This is a genomic window from Nostoc sp. (assembly GCF_036917315.1).
Lineage (GTDB): Bacteria > Cyanobacteriota > Cyanobacteriia > Cyanobacteriales > Nostocaceae > Nostoc.
Window position 1 is genome coordinate 1 of record NZ_JBALDR010000060.1, and the last position, 18,283, is coordinate 18,283.

At 43.4% G+C, this 18,283-nt stretch carries 20 protein-coding genes; 12 read left to right on the forward strand and 8 right to left on the reverse strand.

Annotation, left to right across the window (positions count from 1 at the left end):
- Positions 1 to 97 precede the first annotated feature (97 nt).
- Both V7K84_RS28155 and V7K84_RS28160 read left to right on the forward strand, forming a co-directional pair.
- A complete protein-coding gene (locus V7K84_RS28155) occupies positions 98 to 250 on the forward strand; it encodes a hypothetical protein (RefSeq protein WP_334843044.1) in 153 nt (50 codons plus the stop codon).
- Positions 251 to 328: 78 nt separating this feature from the next.
- Positions 329 to 526, forward strand: coding sequence for a hypothetical protein (locus V7K84_RS28160; protein WP_334843047.1), 198 nt, complete (start codon positions 329 to 331; stop codon positions 524 to 526).
- Positions 527 to 604: 78 nt separating this feature from the next.
- On the opposite strand, the gene V7K84_RS28165 is transcribed toward V7K84_RS28160, so the two are convergent.
- From V7K84_RS28165 to V7K84_RS28175, 3 genes are read right to left on the reverse strand one after another with little or no spacing between them, the layout of a single operon-like run.
- The gene (locus tag V7K84_RS28165) at positions 605 to 802 is read right to left on the reverse strand and encodes a hypothetical protein (protein WP_334843049.1); all 198 of its coding nucleotides are present in this window, start codon (positions 800 to 802) and stop codon (positions 605 to 607) included.
- A complete protein-coding gene (locus V7K84_RS28170) occupies positions 795 to 1,739 on the reverse strand; it encodes a hypothetical protein (protein WP_334843052.1) in 945 nt (314 codons plus the stop codon). The genes V7K84_RS28165 and V7K84_RS28170 overlap by 8 nt, the downstream gene beginning before the upstream one ends.
- Before the next feature lie 57 nt (positions 1,740 to 1,796).
- Complete coding sequence (locus tag V7K84_RS28175; RefSeq protein WP_334843054.1) at positions 1,797 to 2,072, reverse strand: helix-turn-helix domain-containing protein; 276 nt, start codon at positions 2,070 to 2,072, stop codon at positions 1,797 to 1,799.
- Positions 2,073 to 2,645: 573 nt separating this feature from the next.
- Here V7K84_RS28175 and V7K84_RS28180 point away from each other — a divergent pair.
- The 6 genes from V7K84_RS28180 (at position 2,646) to V7K84_RS28205 (ending at position 4,939) form a co-directional block, all read left to right on the forward strand.
- Positions 2,646 to 3,008 carry a hypothetical protein gene (locus V7K84_RS28180; RefSeq protein ID WP_334843056.1) on the forward strand — a complete coding sequence of 121 codons (363 nt, stop codon included), beginning with the start codon at positions 2,646 to 2,648 and terminating at the stop codon, positions 3,006 to 3,008.
- Between the two features lie 128 nt (positions 3,009 to 3,136).
- Positions 3,137 to 3,355 (forward strand): hypothetical protein, encoded by a 219-nt coding sequence (locus V7K84_RS28185; protein ID WP_334843059.1) that lies wholly within the window; start codon positions 3,137 to 3,139, stop codon positions 3,353 to 3,355.
- 20 nt (positions 3,356 to 3,375) lie between these two features.
- Positions 3,376 to 3,561, forward strand: coding sequence for a hypothetical protein (locus tag V7K84_RS28190; RefSeq protein WP_334843061.1), 186 nt, complete (start codon positions 3,376 to 3,378; stop codon positions 3,559 to 3,561).
- Positions 3,562 to 3,669: 108 nt separating this feature from the next.
- On the forward strand, positions 3,670 to 3,975 hold the full coding sequence (locus V7K84_RS28195) for a hypothetical protein (protein WP_334843062.1): 306 nt from the start codon (positions 3,670 to 3,672) through the stop codon (positions 3,973 to 3,975).
- Positions 3,976 to 4,052: 77 nt separating this feature from the next.
- Entirely contained in the window at positions 4,053 to 4,313 is a 261-nt protein-coding gene (locus V7K84_RS28200) for a hypothetical protein (RefSeq protein WP_334843064.1), read from the forward strand.
- Positions 4,310 to 4,939, forward strand: coding sequence for a hypothetical protein (locus tag V7K84_RS28205; protein ID WP_334843065.1), 630 nt, complete (start codon positions 4,310 to 4,312; stop codon positions 4,937 to 4,939). The genes V7K84_RS28200 and V7K84_RS28205 overlap by 4 nt, the downstream gene beginning before the upstream one ends.
- A 122-nt stretch (positions 4,940 to 5,061) precedes the next feature.
- Here V7K84_RS28205 and V7K84_RS28210 read toward each other — a convergent pair whose 3' ends face one another.
- Positions 5,062 to 5,256 carry a hypothetical protein gene (locus V7K84_RS28210; protein ID WP_334843067.1) on the reverse strand — a complete coding sequence of 65 codons (195 nt, stop codon included), beginning with the start codon at positions 5,254 to 5,256 and terminating at the stop codon, positions 5,062 to 5,064.
- A gap of 151 nt (positions 5,257 to 5,407) precedes the next feature.
- Here V7K84_RS28210 and V7K84_RS28215 point away from each other — a divergent pair, with 151 nt between their 5' ends.
- Positions 5,408 to 6,778: an IS110 family transposase gene (locus V7K84_RS28215; protein ID WP_334843070.1), complete on the forward strand. Its 1,371-nt coding sequence runs from the start codon at positions 5,408 to 5,410 to the stop codon at positions 6,776 to 6,778.
- Between the two features lie 213 nt (positions 6,779 to 6,991).
- Positions 6,992 to 8,209 carry a bifunctional diaminohydroxyphosphoribosylaminopyrimidine deaminase/5-amino-6-(5-phosphoribosylamino)uracil reductase RibD gene (gene ribD / locus V7K84_RS28220; RefSeq protein WP_334843072.1) on the forward strand — a complete coding sequence of 406 codons (1,218 nt, stop codon included), beginning with the start codon at positions 6,992 to 6,994 and terminating at the stop codon, positions 8,207 to 8,209.
- A gap of 60 nt (positions 8,210 to 8,269) precedes the next feature.
- On the opposite strand, the gene V7K84_RS28225 is transcribed toward ribD, so the two are convergent.
- The 4 genes from V7K84_RS28225 to V7K84_RS28240 form a co-directional block, all read right to left on the reverse strand.
- A complete protein-coding gene (locus V7K84_RS28225; protein ID WP_292740664.1) occupies positions 8,270 to 8,488 on the reverse strand; it encodes a hypothetical protein in 219 nt (72 codons plus the stop codon).
- Positions 8,489 to 8,868: 380 nt separating this feature from the next.
- Positions 8,869 to 10,374, reverse strand: a complete 1,506-nt coding sequence (locus V7K84_RS28230) for a haloacid dehalogenase-like hydrolase (RefSeq protein WP_334843074.1) — start codon at positions 10,372 to 10,374, stop codon at positions 8,869 to 8,871.
- Between the two features lie 58 nt (positions 10,375 to 10,432).
- Positions 10,433 to 12,247: a protein kinase domain-containing protein gene (locus V7K84_RS28235; RefSeq protein WP_334843076.1), complete on the reverse strand. Its 1,815-nt coding sequence runs from the start codon at positions 12,245 to 12,247 to the stop codon at positions 10,433 to 10,435.
- A gap of 390 nt (positions 12,248 to 12,637) precedes the next feature.
- Positions 12,638 to 13,690, reverse strand: coding sequence for a hypothetical protein (locus V7K84_RS28240; protein ID WP_334843078.1), 1,053 nt, complete (start codon positions 13,688 to 13,690; stop codon positions 12,638 to 12,640).
- A 478-nt stretch (positions 13,691 to 14,168) separates the two neighbouring features.
- Here V7K84_RS28240 and V7K84_RS28245 point away from each other — a divergent pair, with 478 nt between their 5' ends.
- Both V7K84_RS28245 and V7K84_RS28250 read left to right on the forward strand, forming a co-directional pair.
- Complete coding sequence (locus V7K84_RS28245) at positions 14,169 to 16,097, forward strand: alpha-amylase family glycosyl hydrolase (protein ID WP_334843079.1); 1,929 nt, start codon at positions 14,169 to 14,171, stop codon at positions 16,095 to 16,097.
- A 549-nt stretch (positions 16,098 to 16,646) separates the two neighbouring features.
- The gene (locus V7K84_RS28250) at positions 16,647 to 18,221 is read left to right on the forward strand and encodes a CPBP family intramembrane glutamic endopeptidase (RefSeq protein WP_334843081.1); all 1,575 of its coding nucleotides are present in this window, start codon (positions 16,647 to 16,649) and stop codon (positions 18,219 to 18,221) included.
- Positions 18,222 to 18,283 lie beyond the last annotated feature (62 nt).

Here is an 18,283-nt window from a genome sequence, read left to right on the forward strand (position 1 = left end):
AAATCATTCGCACTTTCACCGGACACCGCGACAACAAAGGACTTGACCCTTATTTTGAAATTGAAATGGACGAGCGCCGCGGCGCGATCGCAACTCTATGAACGCCAAACTCCTATTCCTGCAAATTGAGATATTCTTCGACCGATTGCAGCACGGCGAATACGATCACCCTTTGTATTTGGCTATGGCACTGGAGAATCTTGCAAATCAAGCATGGGATGAAGTTGACGAAGTTTACCCCAATCTGTGACAAAGTTTCTATGAGCAGGTAAGGTAAGCTCAAATCACAAATTAGTCACAGCGCGATCGCATTTTTAAAGGAGAAAATATGACCACTGCAACCAAAGAAATGACTGTACAGGAACTAATTCAAGAATTACAAAACTTTCCCAGTGATGCACAGATTTGCCTGACTGATGGCTATGGTGAGACATTTACCATCAACGGTTTTGAGGCTGGGTCTGACGGCGTGAATATCGTCATCTCTGAGGATGGCGATGATGGCGACAACGATGACGAGGGATAAACTTAGTCATTCGTCATTAGGCATTGGGTGCTGGGGATTGGGGATTGGGGATTGGGGATTGGGGATTGGGGACAAACTTTACTCCTGGCTTGTATCTGGGTTGTCTTCTTGCCAGTCAAGTTCTAAATCAACTCGCATCATTTCAAGTATCGCTTGCTCAAGCTTTTCATATAATTCAATTGCTTTTTCCAGCGACGATGCGCTGACGGTCAACTGTACAACTGTTTTGTCTTCGCTTAGGGCAAGACGGAAGTGATTATTTTTTGGTCTAGGCATTCCCTTCTCTCCATGATTTCATCAAACTCTCAATTTCCACCGGGGCTAGTCCATCCGCGATCGCAATCTCAATTTCCTGCCTCCTGCTTTGGGCCAACTGCGATCGCACATTCCCCCCGGTGATGTGCCGATGCTTAATTTTCCTGCCAGTCTTCCAGCAATAGCGGTAATAATGGTTGTCTTTGCGGTTGGAAGAGCAATACTTTTCTACCCAGTGAAGATGTTCTGGAACAGCTTTAATGTGTTCTGAAACATCGGTATAGTCCTCCAATCCTGGGGTTTTTTGTTCTGGAACAGGATTTTGTGTATCACGTTCCAGAACAAAGGAGAGGCGATCGCCCGCTATTTCTTGCGAGTCTTCACTGACTAATTGAACTGGCTGTGTATCCCGTTCCAGAACGCGGGTTGATTCCCACTGCTCCCAAGCTTGCTCAAATTCGATCTGATTTGAAAAATCGTCTGGGTCTGGTGGTTCAAGTGATTCATCGTAGAAAATTGTCAGTTGTCCGTTGTCGCTGACATGGGGCACTTCTCCAAAGTCGGCAGGATTCCAGCGATCGCAGTCCGCAGCTTCCCACACATCTTCAAAAGAATGCCCCAAAGGGGTCTTATTCTCTGGGGCAAGCGGTGTTACACCACTACGGTTAAAAGTGTGGTCAACTGTATCATGAAATTCCTGTAGTGCGACATCGAGGGATTGAGTGGTAATCTCTACCAGCTGCTGCCACTGGCCTTGTGGATCGTAAATCTCAATTGCAATGTCATATTCTGTTTTCTTGCGCTGCTGCCTGTGACCAACGATCTGAAATTGACCGCGCCAGGAGCGATAGGTTTTTTCCCAAGAGGGAGCAGGGGAGCAGGGGGGAGCCGTTGCAACGGACTCCACCGCGAACAATGTCAGCTGCCTGGGGGCCGCTCCGTTGTCGGATTCCGTCATAATTAGGTTAGTCTTAATCCCCGCCACAGTGATTGCTACATCACTGTGGCGAATTTTTTAGTTTTGAGGAAGTGGCAATCGACCGTGTGGGCCAAAATCATCGGGCAAATCTTGGATAGTTTTACCCTTTGATTTGAGTAACTGATCAAGTGCCTTCATTTGGGCGATCGTGAACGTAGGTACACTATCGCCTGCCTCCCATCTACTTACAGTTCTGGCTGTTGTGCCAATACATCGCCCGAACTCCTCTTGAGACATATCTAGCTCACTTCTAAGGGCTTTCAAGGGTGACTCACCCCCATCTTTTTCTCTACTCACTCTTTTCTTTACCATAATACCCCGTCTAGACAATATGACTAGATGGGTTGACAGGGACAACATATCCAGACATAATGTCTAGTAATAGACGACAAAAAGACCAGCCAACGTAATTGCCTCGGCAAGAAACAGTTATTCAGCTGGTTTCACCTAAAGTGTCTCATCTCAGTAGCAAATGCCAAATCCGGGAAAATTAGCACTTTGTGTAATAGCCGTTGAAAGCTGATAAAGAGTATTTCAGGCTACCAGTGTCCCGTAAGTGGTGAAGTCAGCGAGTAGAAAACTGAAGTGTTTGTCTATACAAGTCGCGGCTTAGATAAAAGCTGGTGACGTGCATTTGTATGCGGCCGCAATCTGTAACCGACCTTAGTAGGGCATTCCACATTTACCTTGGGCAATTTGCCGACGTGGTGACACGGTGGGCTGTGGAAATTAAGACCTGGGTGAAAATCCCGTAGAGGCTGGCGTGTAGGTAATGGCTCACGCACAGATGCACGATCGCGAAATTGCAAATCACCGTGTGGTTATGCAATTGCTCACAGTTTCTTGGAAAAACGCGCAAACCTGCGGCCGGTCGCACTTTTTTATATGACTGAAATTAAAGGAAAATATGTAACACGAAAAAAACGGATACGCCAACTAGAAAAAGAGATTGAGCAGTTGAAGGCCCAGGTTAAAACCCTCACCCAACTACTCGACGATGCCCACGGGATGATTTATCGTTCCCGTCCTGGCTTGGCGCGTGCCGTCGAGCGAGATTTCCATGAGGAGATGTTGCCATCAGAATTACCGCCCGCAGCGCTGGTTGCGATCGCTAAAAAAAGGGTACAGCGCAAAATCCGCAATTTATCAATTGCACCCCGCGCTGACTTGGTGATGGAGCGCGATCGGAATGGCCGCCTAATTATTAAGGGCACGGCTAACTCTTCATCACCGCGCCCTCAAGCTTAACTATTTTTGTAGGAGGAATATGCCTATGAAATAAATTTCATTTATATGAGCCAAAAGTAGATTGTTCCACAAAAAATCAGTCACCAGCTGATTGGCTGACTGATTTTTCTTACTATCAAATTTAAATTATGCAGATTAAACGACACAAATCTGATGTATTACTTTCCAATGACTTCCTGTCATATTTGGTTGTCGCTTATGCCGTTATGTCAGAGGATTTAGCAAAGTACACCGGAGAAGCCGCGATTGTTCACCGAGTGAAATATCTCGACCTTGGCCATGAAAAGTTTCATCAATTTTCTGATGAGGAATTACACACTTTTTTGAAAGAAAACTACCCAACCTAGTTTTGAAAGAGCATTTACCTATGACTTATCGACAACAGCTTTTTGATTGGATCGTTGTCAAAGAAGTTTCCCCGTGCAACTGGGTTATCTTGTCGCAGTTCCGACGCCGCAACGATGCCGATAGTTACCACCAAATGATGAGAAAACTCTCCCCAGACCCGATTGAAGTGGTTTTCCGCAACCGCCTCACAGAGTTTGGACTGTAGGGTTAATTGAGAGCGATCGCAGTCTGGTTGAGAAGTGCGATCGCAAATGAATTCATCTACCCAAACACTTCAAACTTGTACAAGTAAAAAATAGCACATTTTGAGCAAATGAAAGTAACAACCATCACTTACCAAAGAGTTCTAAATCTTGGCGATTACAATTCGTGCAGGTTAGAGAAAACCGCACTAGCTGACGAGTTTGAAGATCAAGAAATTGCAACACAGAATCTTATAGAAAGTGTTGAGCGCCAAATTCATGAGAACGCGATACACAAGCAAATCGATCAAGAGGTCAGAGACAGGAGGGAAAAACTAACAGCTGTCAAGGCAGAGTATGCAGCGCTGAGTAAAGAGGTTGAACTTCTCAAAGCTGAAAAAACTAGCTTATCCCAGGTTGAAGACGACCGATTTTAGTCGGAATTTTTTAGGCGATCGCCTCCCTTGGCAAGAACGCGATCGCCACTGATCGATACCAAAATCAGCTTACCAAAATGCACACCATAATTAATACCCCCGTAGTGTTTAGTTGCAAAACTCCAACAGAGGGTTGGATAAATCTAGCCCAAGTCAGACAACTTCAGCATGAAGAATACCCCGCTACAGTCGTTGTAATTACTTGGCACAACGGCGAAAGACAGGCTTTCACAGGTGAAAATGCCACAGCCATTCTGCAAGCTTGGCAACAGGCAGCAGACCTATTAGAGCAGCGCTGCAATTGTAATCATCGCTTGAAAAATCGGAGGTCAGGATGAGCGATCAATTTTTAATTTCCAAAGAAGATTACATGGTTAACTCTTTGGGTTTAGGGCTTGCAGTGCAATACCTTTCTGATTACTCAGATAAACCCCTGAGTTATTGGACTAAAAAAATTAGTGAAGAAGCGAATTCTCAATACGACCAGTTAACCCCCGAACAAATTGATAAAAGTATCCAAGATTTTCTTAATAACAAAGATACGGGAAATGACTCAAGTACAACAAAGTTAGGTTCTGTCCTAACAATTCGTGAAACTCATAATGCTGTAACTATTTACGGCATGAATGAAGACGGAACTGAAGTAGAAAGACCAATTGCAGAATTTTCTCGTCCTCAAGATTGGGGAGATAAGGAACGCTGGCATTATGAATTCTTCCGTCTGGAATGGGTGAGTGATGGCAATAAATATATTAACAATTGCCATTGTTACACCGACCTCAAAAACCCCGAATGTGGTTATTCTATTTTATTTGCTCAGTGTGTAGCTACCATTCTTTATCCCGGTAGACCACCTCAATTATGTGGACATGAATACTTAGATGAGGATGATTTTTGGTTAGATGAATGGGGAGAAATGCCACCTTACTACTACCCAGATGAAGAAGAGGACTACTTTGAATGAGCAATAACCAAGTAAAAATCAAGTGTGAATTGTTCAAACGTACTAATGAATTCAACAATGCTGAAACTTTTGATTTCAACCTACAACTCACAAATTTTACACGCGATGGTTTGCTTTCTTTTTTAACAGAACTCCACGGTTCCATTACCAATTTCACCAACGTCACCCCGCCTGATGAGGCTAGCTGACACACTAGCCGAAACGGTGGCATCGTTGCCACCGTCGCGGATTGTGTCCAAAGCAATCAGCAAGTTAATTAGTATTGTGCGGCGTTCACGACGAATTGCGCTACTGAACTGCGGCGTTCCGATGTTCATGCGCGGCACAACTCTAGTTAATTCCCCGAATGCGTTTACTCCTGAATCGCGCCCCTCAAGCGTGGGGCGTTAGGGTGATTCGTGCGCTATTAAGTTCGGGATATTTAAGGGATGCCAGTCCCTAAAACCATCACTCATATCTCGCAGAACCATGAAAATAGAATTAACAATTCTGGGAATTGATGTTAGTAAAGCAAGCGTAACTTGCCATATTTTAACACAATATCCCAAGGGCGGATTGCAAACATATTGGAATAAAACCAGAAATAAAGCATCAAGTTTATATCCGGCTTTTTACTCCAATCCTGATACTAATAAGAAGCAAAAATCAGCTTTTGACTTTGCTTGTTACCTATCAGAAATCAAGCCAGATTACGCAATCCTAGAACCAACTGGAAACCACTATTCAAGACTGTGGGCATCCATCCTCAATAAATTGGAAATCAAAATCTTGTGGGTTGGTCACGTCGAACTCAGACGTTACCGGGGTGGTAAAAACCTCCCGAATAAAAGCGATCCAGCTGATGCTTTAGCAATGGCGGCCTACGGTCACGATCCAGATCATCGACTGGAGACTGGGGAGTTGAACCTAAGATACTTTCTCATGCACCGCCCAGAACCCATTGATGAGTTACGGGATCTGTGCCAGCAGCTTGAACACCTGAACCGGGTGCAATCGCCGATCGTGAACTATGCTAGACAGCTTCTCGCTTGGCAATTCCCAGAAGTCGCACACACCAAGAGCAAATCTACTAAACCGGGATTAGTGCCGCCCCTTTGGGGATGGTTAGCTGGTAGTAATGAAATTTCCCCCGCCGGGAAAACCCGAATGGATAATCGCTACAAAAAATCAATCGCCCAGGACTATGGAATTCAGATTGACCCCATCCTGGAACTGCACGCTGATTGGATGTGTGATATCTCACTTGATGAGGGACGCTTAGAAACAAGAATCAGTGAAATGCTCTCTGAGTCAGCATTTAAACCTTACATGAGCGTGTTTGATAAGTTCGGGTTTGGGTTGCGAGTGCGATCGCGGCTGCTGACCAGGATTTATCCCTTTGAGTCGTTCCTGGGTATAAATGGTAAGCCAGTAATTGAATATGAGGTTAGGGAGGTGAAGCGAACAGAGCGCGATCGCAAAAACGGAGAAACCACTGTTAGGCGACTGGCTGGTGAAACCAAACGAATTAAACGCAACCGCAGCCGCGACACTTTCAAAATGCGTTTAGGAATGGGTACAACCTTGGAACAATCCGGGGATGGACTTGTTGAAAAACCGAGCGGTTCAGCCTTGTGTAGAATCAGTCTGTGGCAGTACGTCTTAACCGGCGTGGAAACTGGAAGGCTACCAGAGAACGAACTGACCAAGGAATTGATTGACTACCGCGACTCACTCAAAGCTAATGTCACCGAACAAGGTGAGAAGCTGCTAGGTGGTAAACACATTCAGGGAAAGCTGATGAGTAAAGTAGTAAACCTACTGTTCCAAGAATTGTGTAAAATGATTCCTCTGACCTGATGCGATAGCCCTTCATTTGGATGAAGGGTTTTAAAATCTCTCAAACTTTCAGTTACCCTGAACTGTAAGTGTGAATATTACAGACTCATGTAAGTTGAAACAGCCAATAATAGCGCCTAGATATTACTGTTTAATTATCAGGAGCAAAGCGCGATTCTCTTGTGGAGAGGCTGCGCGATCGCGTGCAGAATATTTACAGTGTTGCCTAAAATTATGGATAATTCCCCAGTAGTGGCTCAAGCAGATGCATCCTTACCAAATGACACTCAGGAAAATACACGAATAGTGGAGTCAGCATCTGGCTCGAATTCACCACCGAAGCAAAAGGTAGGAACTGACTTTGACTCTCGCATGATGCTGCGGTGTTTGGAACTTGCCCGTCGCGCTTTAGGGCGGACTTCGCCAAATCCGCTAGTGGGAGCGGTGATTGTCAAGGATGGCGAGATTGTAGGCGTTGGGTTTCATCCTCGCGCAGGTGAGCCTCATGCAGAAGTGTTTGCTTTGAGGGAAGCAGGCGATCGCTCTCGTGGTGCAACAATCTATGTCAGCCTCGAACCTTGCAATCACTACGGACGTACTCCCCCTTGTTCGGAAGGATTGATCGAAGCAGGGGTGGCAAAAGTAGTGGTGGGTATGGTTGATCCCAATCCACTGGTGGCTGGAGGTGGCATCGCCCGTTTACGAGCGGCGGGAATCGAAGTATTGGTTGGAGTAGAAGAGGAAGCCTGCCGTCAGCTAAATGAAGCTTTTGTGCATCGCATTCTCTATAAGCGACCTTTGGGAATTTTAAAATATGCCATGACTTTAGACGGCAAAATTGCTACTACCTCTGGTCATAGCGCTTGGGTAACAAGTCAAGAAGCCCGCAGTGAAGTACATCTAGTGCGGGCGGCTTGTGATGCCATAATTGTCGGCGGTAATACAGTCCGACAAGATAATCCTTATTTAACCAGCCATCAGGTAGGGGCACATAATCCCCTGCGGGTGGTAATGAGTCGCCATCTCAACTTACCGACAAGTGCCCATCTGTGGCAAACTGCGGATGCTCCAACTTTGGTGTTGACACAGAAGGGTGCTAACCCCGATTTTCAAGAACTGTTGCTCAAACAGGGTGTGGAGGTGGTGGAATTAGCATCACTTACGCCGGATAAGGCAATGGCGTACTTATATGAACGAGGTTTTTGTAGCGTGCTGTGGGAGTGTGGTGGTACTTTAGCTGCTAGTGCGATCGCTCAAGGAGCAGTGCAAAAAGTTTTGGCATTTATTGCCCCAAAAATCATTGGTGGTAGTATTGCTCCCACACCAGTGGGCGATTTAGGTTTTACTACCATGACTGAGGCGTTGTCTTTAGAACGTGTTCGTTGGCGTGTAGTAGGTTCTGACTGCTTAGTGGAAGGTTATTTTTCCCCAAAACCTAATAGTCAACAGTAATAACACTTGACGATCGATCTATTTATCTTGGTTTTGCGTTGGCGTAGCCCGCCGTAGGCATCATGAACACTGGCGTTCATGTGCAAGATCGCGTATGAGGGCTAGTCGAGATTGAATGTAGTGGCTAAGAAAATCAGTTTCGTTAGAATCTAACAACACTTGCGTTTCGGTTTGTTTCACTAACCACTGCACCAAGCTAGCATCATCCAGTTGTAAAAGGAGTTTGGCTTGAGCGGTTTCAACCACTGACCAAAGCTGACGCATGATTGTAGGAGTCATCAGACCTCAATTGAATAATTTAGCTTTGCTGTCTTCAGATTACACAATTCCAATCGAACTTTACGACATGAATGTAGAAGCTGAGACAAGTATTATTAAAAACTTAATAATGGTATTTATAACTTTATGAAGATTAAGGATTGGAAACTCAGTTTGACAATCTATCTTTAAGCATTGGGTCAACTGCGAAGATAGATTGTCAAGACTTAGAGGATGTTTTAAAAGGGTATTTTGCTTTCATGACGATCGCAGCAAAGAATTTCGGTACATGACTGGAACCTTAATTTATCTTTGCAATCGATCCAAATCAAAAGGGAAAAATTATACCTTTTAGGACTTTTATAAACAGCCTCTTAGTATACACAGTTCATGAAAACTTATTATCCTATTCTTTTATCTTTGGAAATCGGATATATTTCACGGACTATTTTCAAAAACTGATTTCTTGCCCGGTAGGCACACAAAGTTAAAATTACCAAAGTCTGCCAATTCATTAATATAGAACTATTTTGAGTCCCTAAAACGACGGCGATAACTATAAATCCAAACAGAACGAGAGTAATCATCTTATGGGGTAAATCTTTTAACCACTCACTATTCACAAAACGATAAACAAAATAGCGTATCCAGCGACTAATCACTTCTGCTATGAATAATATCGCCCCGATGATATTGGTTTTTGTCACTACCAGAAAGGCAAAGTACTTATAAGCTTGCAATAAAAAGTAAAGCCAAATTCGTGTCTGCTTATCAACATGGTTGTAAGCATAAAAAGTTACTCTTACGACCAGGAGCATACCGATCCAGGATGCCGTATTAGTTAAAACTGTTACTAAGTCAATAGCCCTAACTTCAAAAGCAAAACTCTTATCACTTGCAACAACTTTAGCCAATTCCAAAACAATTAGTCCGGGAACAGCGAAAACTATAGACCAAAGCCAAGCCTGCCATATACTGATTCGGTTCTTATATTTTAGGTAAGTTTCTGAAAGCGTTGGTTTTTTCTCAAACCTTTCAGCAATTATGTCATTTTCTACATAGCCTAGTTCATAGATGCACCAGAAAGAAAGTACTAAAAAAAGCATACTGATGGCATGAAGGATTGGTTGGCTATTCACCCAACTCAAAGCTACTATCAAAACCACAAGATCGTCTAATAATATCACTTTGAGAAAATATTTCTTACCTGGTCGCTTCGCTCGCTCTAGATACAAAAACGGAATATAAAGATCAGCCATAGCCGAAACATACTTTGCTTCTGGCCAAATAACTAAGCATGGAGTCGCTACACATGCAAGTAATGGGTTATCATCCTTTGAGTCTGTGATTGCGATCGCACGGGCAACTTCATTATTACCCAATGATGCTGTCACCAAGAAGTGTTTTCCTCGCTGTCGATCTATCGCTCCTTGCCAAAATCGACAAGCTATGATGCCATCAAAATTTATGGGGAAGTGTTTGGACAGCGGACGAACAATGAAATCAAACCCTTGGGTGGTCAGTATTACACGTGAATTTGGATTCTTAGTAAGTGCCTGGATCAAGGTAGTATTCCCATAATCTTGAGCTAGCTGTTTAGCCCGCCATTGCCACAAAATTACAGTCCAGGGAAAAAGTAAGGTTGCGACTAAAACCCTCATCCAATCTCGTGACACCTCTCCTTTAATTTTCCCTGGCAACCAATTCCACGGTTTGACAAAATTCAACAAGGTGAGTAACAACCACCCAAGTACGCGGGGTTGTAAAGTGTTGAGGTACTCTTGCGTTGAATTGCGTAGGAAAAGAGTTTCATCTAAATCTACTAGGATGGGTGTACTATCCGGTGCTATTTGAATGATGTTTACTACATCAGGTACGGAAGTTTCATGACTTAGTGCATTTATCATAAGGCTTATAACTTGATGTACTGATGCAATTTTTAAGTTCTGTCAATCTTCTAGGAGATTAACACTGTTTTGCTGTAGATGGACTCACAAAATCATGCAAATCTATATCCCAAATGCTGATGTAAATAAAATCACATTCTTGGCGGATAATTTGACCCTTGACTGAGCCATTCTTAAAACTAAAATTATCCGATTGGCGCTGTTGTACCTGTTTGAGTCCCTGCTTAATTTCTTCAGTGGCTTGCCCTGCTAACATTCCATTCAAGGTAGTCTCCATGACTTCTGGATCTACCGATTGAGCAAAAGATACTTCAGTTTGACGCAGCGTTTTAGAATTACGATCGAATAAGTAGCCAAGGTCAATTTTGTTTGGCACTAGTTTGTAAACGACAGCACGAGTCTTGCCCCATGCACCTCTTAAATCTTGATTTGGTTTGCCGAGGGTAGCTTCTACGATATTTCTTGTTGTACCTGTAGGGAATGCGGGAACGCTTTCTCTGCTGGCAGTGGCAGCTAATTTACTGCGCGGCTTGTTTTGTGGTGTAGAACGCGCTTCTGGTGTGGGAACTGCACTTGCCTCACTCTCTGGTTCTGGCTGTGGTGTGGATGTTACTACGGGTGCAGGAGTCTCTGAAGTTATAGGCTCTTTTTCTGGCTGTGGTATGGGTACAACTGGGGGATTAGAGGTTGGTCGCTGTCGTGGTGATGAGCTAGGGATAACTGGAACTGGAGAAGTTTGGGAGGAAACGGGCGGTTCGGTTGATTCAGGAGTGGAAAAAGATTCTGGCGATGGCGTGGAAGTTCTGCCAATGGTTGTTTCTGGTTGTTGCTGACGAATGATGCTAGGAATTGCTACTGCACCAATCAAGCCGCCTATGAGTAAACTACCAATAATCACAGCAGATTTTTGCCAGTTCCCAGGAGTGGAAGACCCTGGAATCGCAGAATTGTTTTGCGGAGAATATAATGCTTGAGTTTGTCGAGTCGATGCAATGGGAGAAAAACTAACTGTGGGAGTATTTGCAGTTAGCTCAGGAGGTATATTAGTAGCAGACTGCAAGGCATATAGCATTTTACTGGCAGTGCTGTAGCGATCGCCAGCATGAGGTTTAATTGCCTGATTGAGTACTGCCGCCAATTGAGAAGACACGTTAGGGGCGTGCTGCTGCCAAAGTATTTCCCCAGTTTTTAGATCGGTTACTAGTTCTTGCGGGTGTTTGCCAGTCAGCAGATAAATTGCCGTTAAACCTAAACTGTAGATGTCAGTGGCGTAAACTGGGCGGCCAACGGCTTGTTCGCTAGGCATATATCCAGGCGTACCAATAACAAGCGATCGCGTGGGGTATCCTGGAGAATTCACCACTGAACGAATTGTTTCTTTGACTGCACCAAAATCAATCAAAACTGGCTCGTTATCAACAGAACGCAGAATAATGTTATCTGGCTTGATATCTCGGTGAATAATGCCTTTACTGTGAACATAATCTAAAACTGAAAGCAGACTCAAGAGAATTTGCCGAACAACAGTTTCACTCTCAAATCCTTTGGCTTCGACAATTTTTGTCAGGGTTTGGCCGTGAATCCATTCTTGGACGAGATAAAATTGTCCATTCTCAGAAAAGTAGGCGTAGAGTTTGGGAATTTGGTGACTACTTTCACCCAAATACTCCAAGGTTGCGGCTTCGCGTTCAAACCTTTGTTGGATAAGTTGGTAGGTTTGCGCGTCATTATTGGTTATCGGTTTTAGTTGCTTGATTACACAGCGCCGACGAGAAGGCATGTGGACATCTTCTGCTAGAAAGGTTTCGCCAAACCCACCAGCGCCGATTACCTGGATAACTTGATAGCGATTGTTCAGCAGGGTTATTGTCATGAAAAATTATAAGCGTAGACACCCAGTGCAGAGCTGGAGACTTCTTGTCTTCTCCAAACTTGTCGTCAGACATTGCCCTTTCCAAATGTACATCACATGAGCGAAGCCAAGGCGAATATACTCTGGTGAAATTAAATATGCGTTATCCAGAACCCTTGTAGAGACGTAGCAGTACTACGTCTCTTCATTCTTTTTCAGCACATACAGCGGATTTTAAGGAAAGTGAAGTACACAAACTAAGTCTCAAAGCCAGGTACAAAGCCTGTTTTACTTCTGTTAGCCCATTCTGACTCCTGAATTCTGAATTCTGCTGTATCTAATGCAAGCCGATGCATTGGTATCGCAGAATCCTGCCAAATTTACTTCGCTACGAATGAATGAAATACTGTACTAAGTGAACTCTATAGTCTCAACAAACTCTAAAATACTTTCTTTGATGTCTTCAGCCTCTTCCTCAACAGAATCGGGAATTTCGCCGTTAATAAAGCTGTGCTGACTACTAACTATATACAAAAATTCACCACTAATAAAGGTGAGCAATCCTCGGTACGCATCTAATCTGATTGCAGTTCCATTATTTTCTTGCTTAGAAATTGTGGAACCTTTGGGCATATCGATTAACACGTAGTAAGCGCCTCGCAAAGTATTTTCCAGATATTCAGTATATTCCACAGAAGCATCTGGTACATTGGCAAAAATCGCTTGAGGTACATACTTGTCTACTAAAATTGTTTGTAAATATTCTTCTTGTCCAACAGACTCCAATTCCTCTAACTGTTCTAGGGGGAAAGGATAATAATCGATTCTCAGTAAAGTACCGATGTCATCAGAAAAGCCAACTACTCCTTCTTGGCTTTGAATTCTACCACCCTGCTGCGGTTCAACCGGAATCGGTACAGTAAAATTACCTAAAGGAGATTGATATGTCTGTTCGCTAAAATCTTCGATGACCACCGTTTCATCATCATCGTCGTCTTCATATTCTTCATCTTCTGCTTCTTTAAAAGCTGCAATTACCTCCTTGATGATTTCGTCTGCTTCTTCATCCTCAAGTTCTAAAGCCGCTTGTAGCTTTTTCAGGTAGGCTTGTTTTGGTTTGGGGATGGCGAGGTCGTCGTCTAAAAGCACTATTACCCCAGCAGCAAAACCATCTAGTACTAATTCATCTGAGAGAGATACTTTGGCGGCATTAAATAGGGGCCCAATTCCCTCTTCTTCGGCAATGGAGATGAGTCTATCAACTATTTCTGCAATTTCATCTTCTGAGTATTCCTCGAAAACCTCGAATTCCCAGAGGATACCCGCTAAACTTTCTGCATCTACCTCTTCAATAAATGAATCAGCGATCGCAGTCACAGTTGCGATCGCCGCCACCGCTTCCTCTGGACTTAGTGATTCCTCTGATGTCTTTGGTGAGTTAAAAACCTTGTCATATTTAGTCATAATTGCTACCTAAATTAATTCCTTGATAGTAATAACAAATTGAAAGTGACAATGGTCAGTTTACCAATGGAGCGAATCTTCTAGAGAAAAAGTTGGCTTATACGTGGTTTACTCAGTATCGAACGGGTGTAACAAAACTTTATTGACAACTAATTTCCCAGGAGTTGAGGTTTTCTAAAATCTGTTGTCGAATATACACTTAAACACGAGCTAGGCTCAATATTTACCGCAAGTCAATTTAATTAAATATTGTAAATTTTTGCGATCGAGCAATTATCGTAAATAACTGCTATAGCTTTCTATATTTATCCTCTAGCAGATGAATTATATCTACCGATAAAATTATAAACTAGCTAGCGATAGATACCTACACCGTAAGCAGGATGTCACAATACCGAAGTTTGTAGTGACACGCAATACCCGAAACGTTGTACTGTTGGTTCTGCAAGTGTGAATTAGATGAAATTTTGAGTTTTTTATGGTACAAACCCCACCATCCCAGTTTTCACCAGATCAATATAAAGTAGATCCTGCAAAGGAAAATGTAGAAGCTCTTATACAAGAACCGCAGTTAGATATTGAGATTGCTCTAGAGTTCCTTTACACCAGAGATATTGAATTTCGTCAGGAAACAATTTATTTTCTCGTAGTCGATCGCTTTTATGATGGCGATCCAGATAACAGCGAAGGTGCAAACTCAGAACTGTACGATCCAACTAGACAGGATTGGGGTAAGTACTGGGGTGGCGACTTGCAAGGTGTCATCGATAAATTAGATTATCTCAAAAATATGGGAGTGACTGCCATTTGGCTAACTCCACTGTTCGAGCAGGTTGAAGAGTTATTTGTTGGCAATGCAGCAATACATGGCTATTGGACAAAAGACTTTAAACGGCTTAATCCTCGATATATTGCTGACGGAGACAACCCTTCTTTAAACGCCACTCAAGAAGAAAAAAATACAACCTTCGATCGGTTAATTACAGAAATGCACAAGCGCAATATGAAGCTAGTGCTGGATATTGTCTGCAACCATAGCACACCTGATACTAGCGGTAGTAAAGGTGAATTGTATGATGATGGTGTCAAAATTGCTGACTTCAATGATGATGTCAATAATTGGTATCACCACTATGGCGAAGTGCAAAATTGGGAAGACGATTGGCAAGTACAAAACTGTGAACTATCTGGTCTAGCAACCTTTAATGAAAATAATACTGAATATCGGGAGTATATCAAGTCAGCAATTAAACAATGGCTAGACCGGGGTGTGGATGCACTGCGGGTGGATACTGTCAAGCACATGCCGATTTGGTTTTGGCAAGAGTTCACTGGCGAGATGACCAATCACAAACCAGATGTATTCATTTTTGGTGAATGGATTTATAGTAATCCAACTGACGATCGCTCAGTGGAATTTGTAAACCACTCAGGCATGACACTTCTAGACTTTGGCTTGTGCGTGGCAATTCGCGCCGCACTGGGACAAGGTTCAGAAATGGGATTTGAAACAATTCAATACATTTTCGATCAAGATTATCGCTACAACGGGGCAACAGAGTTAGTTACCTTCATTGATAACCATGATATGTGCCGTTTCCAATCGCTGAACCCCGATCCAGCGATGCTGAAGGTTGCGATCGCCTTAATTATGACCTGTCGCGGTATTCCCTGCATATATTACGGCACAGAACAGTATCTGCACAACGACACCGATGGCGGTAACGACCCGTACAACCGCCCAATGATGGAAAATTGGGATACTGAGAGTGAGATTTATCGTTGCATCAGGCTGCTGTCTGGCTTACGACGACTGAATCCAGCCGTATCAATGGGTAGCCACTGGCAAAAATACTTAACACCGGATGTTTACTGCTATGTACGCCGCTATCGCGACTCTGCGTGTTTTGTCGCTTTAAACCGGGGAGGAGAAGTTACTCTCCCAGAAGTAGAAACAGAATTGCCCGATGGCGAACATACCTGCGTGGTGACTCGCAACAAATATGAGGTAAAAGATGGCAAGATTTATGACTTAGTACTAGAAGAAAGGGGAGCAATTGTTTTCAGCCACGTTGGCGAACGGATAAAAGCACAAACAATTGTCCGCGTCCAACTCAATGGCGTGGAGACCAAACCTGGTGAAATCATCGTGGTGACAGGAGATTGCCCAGAGTTAGGTAACTGGGATATTGGCAAAGCGTATCCCCTAGAGTACATCAACACCAATACTTGGTTTGCCGAGATTCCCTTTGATGAAAGTGCTGGTAAGCTAATTGCTTATAAATATGCCATGTGGCGGGAAGGGCGATCGCCTCTACGCGAAAATCTCGTAAATCGCCGCTGGGTGATTGCGAAAGAAGGTACTGTCAAATGGCGTGATACCTGGGCATCGGGAAGAGAATCTTAGAAATATAGAATGAGGTAGAGTGAAGGATTAAAATTTTGATTCTTCACTCTTCATGCAGAGGCACGCATTAACATTGTATCGGGATGCATTGGCATGACAGAGGCACGCATTAACATTGTATCGAGATGCATTGGCATTGCAGAGGCACGCATTAACATTGTATCGAGATGCAATGGCATGACAGAGGCACGCATTAACATTGTATTGGGATGCATTGGCATTGCAAGGTATGTCAAATTTAATTCGCTACAAATTAATGAAATGCTGTATTAAGTTAAACTGGTGAGACTCAGTAACTAGGCATAGTAGGCATAATTAAACATAAAATAAAATCCTAGTTCGTAGTGTATTCATCGCTCCAAACAAAGATGATCGGCTTCCTCAATGTGGGGGAATACTACTGTAATTTAACATTGTGGATGCATAGGCTAGCAAAAACCACAGGCATCGCAAACTTATAATATTGATGATATCTATCCACCTCTGACTTTTTATTGCGATAATTCCCAAGGGGGACGCGCTCTCCACTGGTCAGTTAAAGGGGGATAGATGACACTCAAGCGGTTGGTTTTATTTTTTGTGATGACGCCGATAGCAGTTCTGTTGGCAGTTTCAGCTTTATTCGGTAGTTGGCAAGAACCTCAATTTCAAAGTCGTTTGGAACTATACCAAACAAATATTGCTTTACAAGCTCAAGCTTGGCAATCAGAAGATAGCGGTGATGACAAACTCCAGGCGATTCAGGAAGCAATACTTGGTGAGCAACCCCTAGAAAGCGCTACAAAGCAGTATCAGGAGGCGCGTCAATCAGTTAAAGCTAATTTAGACAAAGTTAACAACAAACTTGCACAATTACGCTCTCAAGCTGAAATAACTCCCACGCCTCCGAAACCTCTACCGGACGCTCCTCCCACTATTAAAACCTCTAAACAGGGACAGCAACAGTTACAACAGTCTTTTAAGCAATTACAAAAATTACTGGCTGAATTAGACCTGCGCTTGGGAATTTTACAAGCACAGCAAGGACAGACGGATATAGCCTTCAAGACTTGGAGCGAATTACAACAACGCTCAAATATTAATCCAGGGTTTGGGGAAACCGCCGCTGTATTGACTGGACTGTGGAGCAATCCTCCTCGTATCCTCCCAAATGCTCAAGAACCAATTCAAAGGAATTTAGAAGGTTGGTTTCGCTCTACTGCTTTGGTTAAGTTATACCAACTCCAGCAACGACAAGACGCTTTATCAGCAGTAAAAGCCGCACAACAAGAATCTTCTGCTCAAGCAGTGGTGAAATTGGCAGTTATCGGCACTATTCCCACCTTGGCAGCTTTAATTGGTCTAATACTACTGATTTTATTATTTGCTCAACGCTTGTTGAAAGGAAAAGCCTCGTTATTAGCTCAAAATGCTGATATCCCTTGGTCAACGCCTTGGGGTGGTGAAACGGTTTTGCAGGTTTTTATCATCGGCTTTTTCTTTATGGGGCAAATTTTTGTACCTTTGGTAATATCGCTGCTACCCATTCCGCGTCCTATTGTGGATGTGCGACTTCAGGCATTTTCTGTGTTGGTTAGCTACTTCTTGGTGGCATTAGGTGCGCTGTTAGTGCTGTATTTCTCTCTCAAGCGCTTTTTTCCACTACCAGAATTCTGGTTTCGCTTCCGTTTTCAAGATAACTGGTTTTTGTGGGGGCTGGGAGGCTATTGCACGGCTTTACCTGTAGTTGTGGTGGTATCTTTGATTAATCAGCAGCTATGGCAAGGACAGGGTGGGAGTAATCCTCTGTTGCAACTAGCTCTGGAAAGCCAAGATAGTATCGCACTTGGTATATTTTTCTCCACAGCGGCGATCGCAGCTCCATTTTTTGAAGAAATCCTATTTCGCGGTTTTTTGTTACCCTCTCTAACTCGTTACTTACCCGTGTGGGGATCGATTCTGATCAGTAGTTTGTTGTTTGCGATCGCTCACCTCAGCTTATCGGAAATTCTCCCTCTGACCGCATTGGGCATCGTCTTGGGAGTAGTCTACACGCGATCGCGCAATCTCCTCGCTCCTATGCTCCTCCACAGCCTTTGGAATAGTGGTACACTATTAAGTTTATTCATTTTAGGTAGTACTTAATACAAGTACAGTACTGTTGCCAAAAACAAAAATATCTGATTTTATCTCCATAGGTAGAGACA